General features: G+C 57.3%; 13 protein-coding genes. 6 read left to right on the forward strand and 7 right to left on the reverse strand.

Going from position 1 to position 9,363, the window contains the following annotated elements:
* The first annotated feature begins 228 nt into the window (after positions 1-228).
* From HY896_13380 to HY896_13400, 5 genes are read left to right on the forward strand one after another with little or no spacing between them, the layout of a single operon-like run.
* Positions 229-939, forward strand: a complete 711-nt coding sequence (locus tag HY896_13380; protein ID MBI5577338.1) for a glycine cleavage system protein H — start codon at positions 229-231, stop codon at positions 937-939.
* Between the two features lie 16 nt (positions 940-955).
* The gene (locus HY896_13385) at positions 956-1,636 is read left to right on the forward strand and encodes a glycine cleavage system protein H (GenBank protein ID MBI5577339.1); all 681 of its coding nucleotides are present in this window, start codon (positions 956-958) and stop codon (positions 1,634-1,636) included.
* Positions 1,637-1,669: 33 nt separating this feature from the next.
* Positions 1,670-2,584, forward strand: a complete 915-nt coding sequence (locus tag HY896_13390) for a 4Fe-4S dicluster domain-containing protein (protein ID MBI5577340.1) — start codon at positions 1,670-1,672, stop codon at positions 2,582-2,584.
* Entirely contained in the window at positions 2,571-3,869 is a 1,299-nt protein-coding gene (gene nrfD, locus HY896_13395; protein ID MBI5577341.1) for a polysulfide reductase NrfD, read from the forward strand. The genes HY896_13390 and nrfD overlap by 14 nt, the downstream gene beginning before the upstream one ends.
* Positions 3,848-4,540: a glycine cleavage system protein H gene (locus tag HY896_13400; GenBank protein MBI5577342.1), complete on the forward strand. Its 693-nt coding sequence runs from the start codon at positions 3,848-3,850 to the stop codon at positions 4,538-4,540. The genes nrfD and HY896_13400 overlap by 22 nt, the downstream gene beginning before the upstream one ends.
* A gap of 82 nt (positions 4,541-4,622) precedes the next feature.
* Here HY896_13400 and HY896_13405 read toward each other — a convergent pair whose 3' ends face one another.
* Positions 4,623-5,303 carry a hypothetical protein gene (locus HY896_13405; GenBank protein MBI5577343.1) on the reverse strand — a complete coding sequence of 227 codons (681 nt, stop codon included), beginning with the start codon at positions 5,301-5,303 and terminating at the stop codon, positions 4,623-4,625.
* A 262-nt stretch (positions 5,304-5,565) separates the two neighbouring features.
* Positions 5,566-6,432, reverse strand: a complete 867-nt coding sequence (locus tag HY896_13410; protein ID MBI5577344.1) for an NmrA/HSCARG family protein — start codon at positions 6,430-6,432, stop codon at positions 5,566-5,568.
* A 162-nt stretch (positions 6,433-6,594) separates the two neighbouring features.
* Between HY896_13410 and HY896_13415 the strand changes: the two genes are divergently transcribed.
* Positions 6,595-7,140 (forward strand): NUDIX hydrolase, encoded by a 546-nt coding sequence (locus tag HY896_13415; GenBank protein ID MBI5577345.1) that lies wholly within the window; start codon positions 6,595-6,597, stop codon positions 7,138-7,140.
* A 44-nt stretch (positions 7,141-7,184) separates the two neighbouring features.
* Here HY896_13415 and HY896_13420 read toward each other — a convergent pair whose 3' ends face one another.
* From HY896_13420 to HY896_13440, 5 genes are all read right to left on the reverse strand, one after another.
* Positions 7,185-7,898, reverse strand: a complete 714-nt coding sequence (locus HY896_13420) for a hypothetical protein (protein MBI5577346.1) — start codon at positions 7,896-7,898, stop codon at positions 7,185-7,187.
* 59 nt (positions 7,899-7,957) lie between these two features.
* Positions 7,958-8,368 (reverse strand): putative toxin-antitoxin system toxin component, PIN family, encoded by a 411-nt coding sequence (locus tag HY896_13425; protein ID MBI5577347.1) that lies wholly within the window; start codon positions 8,366-8,368, stop codon positions 7,958-7,960.
* Positions 8,365-8,586, reverse strand: a complete 222-nt coding sequence (locus HY896_13430) for a ribbon-helix-helix protein, CopG family (GenBank protein ID MBI5577348.1) — start codon at positions 8,584-8,586, stop codon at positions 8,365-8,367. The genes HY896_13425 and HY896_13430 overlap by 4 nt, the downstream gene beginning before the upstream one ends.
* A 228-nt stretch (positions 8,587-8,814) precedes the next feature.
* Positions 8,815-9,033 carry a BrnA antitoxin family protein gene (locus HY896_13435; protein ID MBI5577349.1) on the reverse strand — a complete coding sequence of 73 codons (219 nt, stop codon included), beginning with the start codon at positions 9,031-9,033 and terminating at the stop codon, positions 8,815-8,817.
* Entirely contained in the window at positions 9,030-9,167 is a 138-nt protein-coding gene (locus tag HY896_13440; GenBank protein ID MBI5577350.1) for a BrnT family toxin, read from the reverse strand. The genes HY896_13435 and HY896_13440 overlap by 4 nt, the downstream gene beginning before the upstream one ends.
* Between the last annotated feature and the right edge of the window lie 196 nt (positions 9,168-9,363).

Raw genomic sequence — 9,363 nt, forward strand, 5'->3', positions numbered from 1 at the left:
TCCTCCGATCGGTTGGCACGGGCATTGCGCTATACATGGGCGCGGGAAAGGCAACCCCGCTGAAGGGAGGTGGGAACGATGGGATTCATACTGATCGGCATAGCCTACATCGTTCTGGGTATCGTCTCGGCGGCGAGAATGATCGCGGAGCACGCGGGGCACGCGTGAAAGGTGCGTTGACGCAGTGATCGTAAGCAGCGGAAAAGCTGGAAGAAAAGGGGTGCGGCGATGAAGGAACGGAAGTGCCCTTTTCTCGAAACCCAAACGGTAACTTTCTGCAAGGCGTTCCCGGTGAAAATGATCCCGGTGGACAGGATGTCGAATGCGAAGGGTATCTGTAATACGACCAATTACCAGGAATGTTCCCTCTATTGCGAGGTCAGCCACACCGGAAAGGACCTGGACAACATCCGCGGATTCCAGCTGAAGCCGGAATACTACTATCATCCCAAACATCTTTGGGTCGCCGTGTCTCCTGACGACGAAACCGAAGCCCGCGTGGGAATCGACGATTTTTCGGCAAGGCTGATCGGCAGGATCCACCGCGTATCGTCTCCCGGCCCCAACATGCCGGTGAAGGAGAACAGCGTGTGCTTCCTCCTTCATTCCGGCGACCGGACCGTCCGCATGGTGGCGCCTGCTACCGGGACGATCAAGGCGGTCAATCCGAAAATAACGACCGACCCCGCCATTATCAATACCGATCCGTACAACGAGGGGTGGATCTATTCGATGAAGTTGCGGAACGAAGCGGTGAACGGCCTGTTCCACGAAAACGTCGCCAGGAAATGGATGGAATGCGAAGTCGAAAGGCTTCAGAAGCTGTTCGCGTCCGACTTGGGGATGACCGCAACCGACGGAGGCGAAGCCCTCACCGATATCAGCAGCCGGTTGAACGACGCGCAGTGGGGAAAGATCGTCAGCCAGTTCTTGGGGTAATGCCGGGAGGTGCGCCATGGTAGTCCTGCTCGTCCTGCTCACGGTTCTCTGCTTCATCACGGTGGAATTGGCCATCCGCTGGAGCAACAAGCGGCGGGCCGCGGAGTCCGGCATCCTGGATCCGGCCGCGCTGTTCCCTGCGTCCTTCCGGCCGGCTTACGAGATGCCCGGCGGGCTTTTCATCCACAACGGGCACACCTGGGCGAGGCTGGAAGCCTCCGGTGAGGTTAAGGTGGGCCTGGACGGGTTCGCCCGGGAAATCATCGGAAGGGTGGACCGGTTCGAGCTTCCCGCGAAGGGGAAGCTGGTCCGGCAGGGAGAGCCGGCGTTCGCCGTCCTCCAGGACGGGAAGAGGATAGAGCTCGTGGCGCCCGTCGACGGCGAGGTTTGCGCGGTGAACGAGATCCTGAACGCCGATGCGGTGGGGTCGATGGAAAGGCCGTACGAGAAAGGGTGGGCGTTCGCGATCCGTCCGACGAACCTGGGCGCCAACATGAAAAAGCTCCGGGTCGGCGTGGAAGCCTCCGTATGGCTGGGCAAGGAAGTCCGGAGGTTCACCGAGTTTCTCACGCTCTATCGGGCAGTTCCCCAGGAAGTCGGAGTCACGATGCCCGACGGAGGGGTGCACACCGAGGGAGTCATGGAGACCATGGACGGCGAGATCCTTCAGATCGCGGTCCGGAAGTTCTTCCGCTAAGTCAAGACGGCAACCGACAGGAGGGATTGTTCAATGACCATCACACGAAGAGGTTTCCTGAAGTTTGCGGGGCTGACCGGCAGCGCCTTGCTGGCTGCCGGCGCCAGGGCCCCCGCAAAAGCCGCCACGGCGGCGGCGGGTGCGGCGGCCGACAAGGAGTTTTTCGGCATGCTCGTCGACACGACGAAGTGCATCGGGTGCCGGAGCTGCGAGGAGGCGTGCAACGCCAGGAACCGCCTTCCGGAGCCGAAAGAATCCTTCTCGACCGACTCCGTGTTCGAGCGGCAACGGGACACGACCCCGGAGGCGTTCACCGTCGTGAACAGGTTCCCCAACGAGAAGGAGCCGGACAAGCCGGTCTTCGTCCGGAAGGAGTGCAACCATTGCAACCAGCCGGCGTGCGCGACGGCCTGCCTGGTGAAGGCCCTGGAGAAGACGCCGGAAGGCCCGGTGATCTACAACAAGGACAGGTGCATGGGTTGCCGGTACTGCATGCTTTCATGCCCCTTCGACGCTCCGAAGTACCAGTACAACAGCCCCAGCCCGTACGTCATGAAGTGCGTCTTCTGCCACGACCGGATCGTCAAGGGCGAGCAGCCGGCCTGTTCGGAGGCTTGTCCGGAGGGAGCGTCCCTGTTCGGGAAGCGGCGGGACCTTATCGAGATCGCGCGGGAACGGATCTACAAGGAACCGGGCAAGTATTATCCGCACATCTACGGGGAGCACGAAGCGGGCGGCACGGAGTGGCTCTTCATCGGCAGCGCGGCCCCCGAGAAGCTTGGTCTGCGGGACCGGGAAAACGTGGGGACGAGCTCCTACCCGGAGAAGACCGCCGGTTTCCTGTACGCGGTTCCGCACATCTTCATCCTGTGGCCCACTTTTTTGTTCGGGCTTAGCTACCTGACGTCCCAGAAAAACGGGAAGGAGAACGAACATGGAGAGGAATAACACGATCCCCTTGCATGCGGCAAAGTCCCCCACGGGAGCGGACACCCTCAAGGGGTTCCTCCGGTTCGTTTTGAGCGAGCTGAAACCCAAGGGGAAGATCATTACGCCGTTCAACGTGATCAGCGGGATCATCATCGCGGTGGGGTTGGCGCTGATCGTGATCCGGTTCGCCTTCGGGCTGGCTTCGGTTACGAACCTCTCCCAGGAATACCCCTGGGGGATCTGGATCGGGTTCGACGTCGTGACGGGGGTGGCATTCGCGGGCGGGGCCTACACGCTGTGTTTCGTTGTGCACATACTGAACTTCAAGAAGTACGAACCGATCCTGAAGGCCACGGTGCTGAACGGGTTCCTGGCGTACTGCTTCTATGCGGGCGCGCTCTTGCTGGACCTTGGGCGTCCGTGGAACGTGGTCAACCCGATCATCGGCAATGCCTTCGGGTACAGCTCGGTGCTCTTCCTGGTGGCGTGGCACTTCCTTTTGTACACGGTCTGCCAGTTCGTCGAAGTGTTCCCGGCGGTGGCCGAGTGGCTTTACTGGCCGAAGGTGCGCAAGTACGCCAAACTTTGCACTACGGGCGCGGTGATCTTCGGCATAACGCTTTCGACCCTGCACCAGTCGGGGCTGGGCGCTCTGTTCCTGATGGCGTCCAACAAGATCCACCCGCTGTGGTACTCGGGGAACATCCCGATCCTGTTCTTCGTTTCGAGCGTATTCGCGGGGCTGTCCATGGTGATCGCAGAGAGCACTATCAGCCACCGGGTCTTCCGGGACCAGATCGACCCGCACCACCATGCATCCTTCGACGACATCCTGATCGGGCTGGCAAAGGGGGCGTTGGGCGCGCTCTTCGCCTACTTCTTCCTCAAGGTGATCGACTTTGTTCACGGACATCAGTGGACGCAGCTCAACACCCCGATGGGGTACTGGTGGATGGTCGAGATGATCGGCGGGATCATAATCCCGATCGTCCTCTTCACTTACGCGATACTCAAGAACAACAGGAAGCTCGTGCAGGTCACCGCGGTCATCACGGCGCTGGGCGTCATCCTGAACCGTCTGAACATCTCGGTGATCGCGTTCAAGTGGTATGCGGCGAACCGGTACTATCCCTCCTGGATGGAGATCTGGGTCACCGCCGCCGTCATCTGCATGGAGATATGGGCGTTCCGGTGGATAGTGGGCCGGATGCCGATCCTGCGAGAGCACCCGGACTTCCCGGAAGAAGAGCATGCACATCCTGAAGAAGCGGAGGTCGTGAAATGGAAAGCTTCAGCTATGTAGACATCTTCGCGACGAAAGGCATCGAGTACATCATAGTCATGGCGTTCCTCGGCGGCTTCATATACTTCTCCCGCTATCTTGCGCACAGGGGGAAGGAGGCAGCGGCGGAGGGAAGGAACCTGGGCGTGATCGACTACTTCCGCGTCCCCGACGGGTACCTGTTCCACCAGGGGCACGGCTGGCTCCGCACCGAGCCCGGTTCCGTCGCCATCGTCGGGATGGACGACTTCGCGCAGAAGCTGATCGGCAAGGTGGATTCCATCGAGCTGCCCGAAGTCGGTTTCCGCCTCTCGCAGGGAGAGCCCGGCTGGAGCCTGATCTCCGAGTCCCGCCGTGTCCCGATGCTGTCTCCGGTGGAAGGCGTCGTCGTGGCCGTGAACCACGATGTCCTTCGTTCTCCCGACCTCCTGAAGCAGGACCCGTACGGAAGAGGGTGGCTGTTCCGGGTGCGCGCCGGGAAGTTGTCCAGGGATTCGAGCAACCTCCTTTCCGGAAAGCTTGCAAGGTCATGGATGAAGAACGCGCTGGACAGGCTGCAGCCGGCATCGACAGAAAACATCGGTCCCGTCCTGGCGGACGGCGGTACCCCCATCGAGGGGATCGCCAAGGCGTTCGGCGGAGAACGGTGGGATGAACTTGCAAGGAAGCACCTGCTGACGAACGGCGAATAAAGTTGGGGTGGGCCTGGAACCGCGGGTTGCCGCCGGCGGGATCCAGGCCCATGCTCCTCCGTCATCCGACGGGATCGGGCTTCTATCCGGCAGGCGGAATGAGTTCCGGCACGCCGGATCGGCGAAAAGGTTTCAAACGCATGGACAGGCCGAATAACATCAGCGTCTCTCCCAGCATTTCCAGCCCTTCCTCGAAAAATATTTCCATCTGCTTCATCTTGGGCAACTGCGGCATATAGATTCCGATCGCCTCGGAAGCCATCCCTCCGAGCACGAAAACCGCGGCTCCGGCGACGAACAAGTTCCGGCCTTCCGGAATTTCCAGGAATACGACGATCTCTTTTCTGAATAACAGGACCAGCAAAAGAGCTGCGAGAAGGTACACCAGGATCCAGATCCCCCTCAAATCGATTAACCCGTGGCGCCTCAACAGGAGCCCCAGGGTTCTCCCGACCGATTCGTGGATCTCAGCGGTTTCGTCGAGGGAAAAAAACAGGAAGACGGCCGCCAACAGGCGATAGCCCCGGCGCAGTGCCTTGCTTTCGGCGCCCCGGGCACAGGCAAAGGAGATGAGAAACACGAGGAAAAGCTGCATCGTGGAGAACCAGGTGGGGATGTTGTATTCCTGGTCCAGATCGAAAAGGTGCTTCACTCTCCAGGACGGAGATTGAAATATCACGTTGGTGACGAGGTACATGGCCAACAGCAGCAGGTTGGTCGCAAGCAGGATTTTGAGAAGGTTTTTCCGGTCGGATGGATCCACGCATTCCACCTCTGGAAAGCGGCGTTTTTCGAATAGCGCGACCGTATTATATACCGCACACGGCGCAAAGCGTAACCGCCGTGCCGCGGGAAAATCATGATATCCTGGTTTTATGAACGGACCGTTGCTTATAAGCCTTCTTCCGCCGGAGCGTGCAAGCGACACCGTCGCGGCCGTTTCCGGTTCCGTTCCCGTTGTCGCTATCCTGCTGCTGGCAGGCCTGTTTTTGTCTCTCTTCCTCCGTCAGCCTGAGAGGTAACGTTCAAGCCGCTTTCCGAAATGCGACGGAACGGCGCAGATATTCCTTAAACTGCGTCAAGGTTATACCGTAATGCTTGTGTAGTCCCTCTATGTCCACGCCGGGTCCCCCGGTGTTGAACCAACGGTACATGAGGGACATGTCGCTGCCGACCGCTTCCTCCGCCTCGTCTTCCGGTATCTGCCTGTACCTTACCTCATGGCCGAGTGCTTCCGAAAGGCTCCAGGCGATATCGTCCATCGTCATTTCGTCGCCCGTCAGGTCGATCTCCTGCCCCGCAAATTCCGCGGCGCGCAGGATCGCCGCCGAAGCGAACTCGCCTATATCGCTCACGTCGATCATCTGAAGTTTCCGGTTGAGCAGAATCGGCGTGCTCAGCACCCCTTTCTGAATGAACGGCAGCAGCCATTGCGACTCGAAGTTCTGCATGAACCAGACGGGGCGCAGGATCGTGTAGACCTGGATGTTGTCCTTCAGGAACTTTTCGATCCGCATTTTGCTCTCGAAGTGTGGAATCCCCGTTTTCCGGTTCGCACCGCAGACCGAAGAGTACACGATGTGCGGACTTCCCAGCCGCCTGCACACGGAAATGACGGATTCCGCGTTCGCGACTTCCGCCTTCACCCCTTTTTCGATGTGCGTGGCCATGAGGAAAACCGCATCCGCTCCGCGGATCGCCTTCTGAAGGCTGTCCCTTTCTTCAAAGTCACCCCTGATAACTTCCGCGCCAAGGGCCGAAATGTCCTGAGCCTTCTGGGGAAAACGCGTCAGTACGCGGACGTTTACCTCTTTCGAGAGAAGTGTGCGTGCGACCGTTCCTCCCTGAAGTCCCGTGGCGCCGGTAACCAATATCGTCATCCTTTTTGCCATTGCAACGTCCCTCCCGTGTAAAACCGTGCGGCCATTCCGCATCCATCCACGCGATAGCGGGAAAGCGCAGCGTCGCCCGGTAATAATGAATTAGATGTACGGGACTCGCCGAAGAATCGCCCGGTGCAAGGTGATACACTTCCTCCCTGGGAGGGATATGCGATGGCGCTGAAGACATGGAAAAAAATATCCGAATCGATCCTGTTCAGAAACCCTTGGTGGACGTACAAGCTGGACTCCATCGAACTTCCTTCGGGGAAGCCCGGCGAATACCACTATCTCCACACGAACGGCGCCTCCATGGTCATTCCGGTGCTTGAGGACGGGACTATCGTGCTTGTGAACCAGTACCGCTACCTGCTGAGAAAAGAGAGCCTCGAGTTTCCTTGCGGGAGCATGAAGGACGGGTCGAACTACGATGAAACGGCGCGCCATGAGCTGCAGGAAGAGACCGGCTATTCGGCGAAGACACTGGCATCCGTCGGAGAATTCAATCCGTACAACGGGGTGACGGTCGAAATGTGCCGCGTCTACATCGCCCGGGACCTGGAATTTGTCGGGGGCACTCCCGACGAAACGGAGGAATTCGAGGTGCTGCGGCTTACGCCGTCCGAAATAGACGACGGGATCCGGTCCGGCGTCATCTGGGACGGAATGTCCATTGCCGCATGGGCGATCGCGAAAGACCGGATTCAGGAAGCGGAATAATCCTTTTCACGTTTCCTCATTTCACCGATTCATTGCTCCCTGCGTTAATTGCTGCGCCAGGGAAATAAAGCCATTGCAGCCTCCCAATCCATTTGCGCGGCAGCAGCCTCCTTTTCATTCTGGATGTGCCATTCTTTCAAATACGCCGAGCGAGCTTCCGCGGCTATGTCGGCGCGCGACGACACCTTCTCCCGAAACCTGGCATCGGATTCCATTGCTTTCCGCCATGCCGCTTCAGATTGGACATGCGCGCCCAGTTTGCGATTGGCTGCTTTGCGTTTTTCGGTGTTCTTCATGGCGATGTAGGTTCCGAATTTGCCCTTTAAACCGCCAAGACCGCCTGCCTGGCCTTTTCCCGCGGCTTCCCGATACCACGCCCAGAACTTTTCACCCGCCAGGCGATACGTGCTGCGTGATTCCGCTTTTCCAAGACGCCTCTTCATTTCGCCGAAGGGCACAAGGGCTTTCCGTTTCTCATGGAATTTCAAGGCCAGAAGCACAAGGCGGTCGGCGTTTGTGAGCGGACCAGGGCCATCTACGGAGGTACCCAGGCCAGGAAGCCTCAATGTGATCGTGTTCTCGGCGATGACCGCGTTGGCCATTTTCAAGTCTTCTTGAGACAAACCGACATCCGCTTGGGCCGCGGTTGGCGGGACATTGATAATAAGATCCGCGAATGCGATGACAATATATAGAGAGAGAACGGCAAAACGAGTTATTTTTTCTTTCCAAATGGTGCATGATTTTTTTTCTTTCATTTTCGGTCCCTTCACAGGGAAGCGATCAGCTCAAAGCGGTAATTATGTGCCAAATATATTTAAGTGCCAGATTCCCCACGCGCCATATTCCAGAAATTGCGAGGGGTCATAATCGGAATCGGAGCCTGTGAAGCAACCTCTAATAAATCTTTGTCGCCTGTAACAAGGACATCGGCACGTCCAGCGATCGCAGACGCCAAGACCCATTTGTCGTCGGGATCTTTAATGACCAGTGGATGAGGTTCCGAAGGGGTTGGAATAACTTCATGCTCTCTTAGGAGGTTTTCGATGATTTTTATATCAGTAGGAGAAACGCCAATACGATCTTTCAAGACGCGGCGGAGTTCATGAATGATCACTTCGCCCGTAAACAATTCGTGCTCATTCAGAATATACTCGTATAATTCATTGCATAACCCGCGCGCCGAGAATGCGCTTACAAGTACGTTCGTATCGAGGAATACCCTCACGAAACGTCTCGGAACACATCCTCGTCTGTGATATATCCTCGGGCTTCTGCCAACGGCAGGACCTTGCGCCGTATTTGCCGGAAGCGAATGATTGCAAACTGGCGCTTGAGAGCGTCGCGGACAATCTCACTCTGCGTGCGTCCAGTTTGCTTGCACAGCTTGTTGAGCTGGCGCTTGAGGTCCGTGTCCATACGAATTGTGACGGCTGATGTTTTCATGTATTACATTGTACAGCGCATGCTCGGCGCACGCAATGTCTTTCTGGAAGATGCCTCTATGCTTTTATATCTCGATGCCTTCGTGCCTCTATGCCCGATGCCTTCATGTCTGATGCCTTATATGCCTTTCGTATAAATTGTGCACATAACGTTCGGGCTAAGCCGCGGGGCCACTGGGCGAAGGGCAGGGCAGCCTTCGGCTTCAACCGCTTGTTAGGCGCCAATTATTTATGCGGCGGGATCCCACTTGATAGATAGACGTCTTCCCGCCCCAGCACAGTCGCGTAAATAAAGATTAATAAGCGTCTGATAGGGCATTCCCAAGTCAGCAGCCATTTTCTTAAAATAGTTGATTGTATTTTCGTCAAGGCGGATCGTAACCTGCCTCTTGAAATGCTTCGCGTACGGGTTCCTCTTCGCCTTGGAAAAATCGTATTCCTTTCTCATTTTCTCCACCTCCGCGTGTAATCCGCATGCTCGGATTTGATTGCCTTTCGTGCTGAGAAAATTCGGATGATCTCATCCTGACGTCGATAACAATGGCAAACAACCAGGATGCGCAATGAAGCGCTGAACCCCATCAGCACGATGAATTCTAATCACCACAGTCTCCCCTTGCTCTGTTTTAAGACAAACGCTATAGAAGGATCTGAAGTGGAGTTGACCCGCTTTCGTGGACACTATAATCCTTTGAGGAGGAGGTGTCCGTCATGCCGAAATCACGCCCGCCGTATCCCCCGGAATTCAAGCGTCGGATGGTCGAATTGGTCCGCGCCG

It is taken from the genome of Deltaproteobacteria bacterium (assembly GCA_016218975.1).
Taxonomy (GTDB): domain Bacteria; phylum Desulfobacterota; class Deferrimicrobia; order Deferrimicrobiales; family Deferrimicrobiaceae; genus JAENIX01.

Excerpts from the sequence above, each read along its gene's own strand:
- HY896_13410 (MBI5577344.1), bottom strand. The coding sequence starts at position 6,432 with ATGGCAAAAAGGATGACGATATTGGTTACCGGCGCCACGGGACTTCAG.
- HY896_13385 (MBI5577339.1), top strand. The coding sequence starts at position 956 with ATGGTAGTCCTGCTCGTCCTGCTCACGGTTCTCTGCTTCATCACGGTG.
- HY896_13420 (MBI5577346.1), bottom strand. The coding sequence starts at position 7,898 with ATGAAAGAAAAAAAATCATGCACCATTTGGAAAGAAAAAATAACTCGT.
- nrfD (MBI5577341.1), top strand. The coding sequence starts at position 2,571 with ATGGAGAGGAATAACACGATCCCCTTGCATGCGGCAAAGTCCCCCACG.
- HY896_13430 (MBI5577348.1), bottom strand. The coding sequence starts at position 8,586 with ATGAAAACATCAGCCGTCACAATTCGTATGGACACGGACCTCAAGCGC.
- HY896_13415 (MBI5577345.1), top strand. The coding sequence starts at position 6,595 with ATGGCGCTGAAGACATGGAAAAAAATATCCGAATCGATCCTGTTCAGA.
- HY896_13400 (MBI5577342.1), top strand. The coding sequence starts at position 3,848 with ATGGAAAGCTTCAGCTATGTAGACATCTTCGCGACGAAAGGCATCGAG.
- HY896_13435 (MBI5577349.1), bottom strand. The coding sequence starts at position 9,033 with ATGAGAAAGGAATACGATTTTTCCAAGGCGAAGAGGAACCCGTACGCG.
- HY896_13380 (MBI5577338.1), top strand. The coding sequence starts at position 229 with ATGAAGGAACGGAAGTGCCCTTTTCTCGAAACCCAAACGGTAACTTTC.
- HY896_13390 (MBI5577340.1), top strand. The coding sequence starts at position 1,670 with ATGACCATCACACGAAGAGGTTTCCTGAAGTTTGCGGGGCTGACCGGC.
- HY896_13440 (MBI5577350.1), bottom strand. The coding sequence starts at position 9,167 with ATGGGGTTCAGCGCTTCATTGCGCATCCTGGTTGTTTGCCATTGTTAT.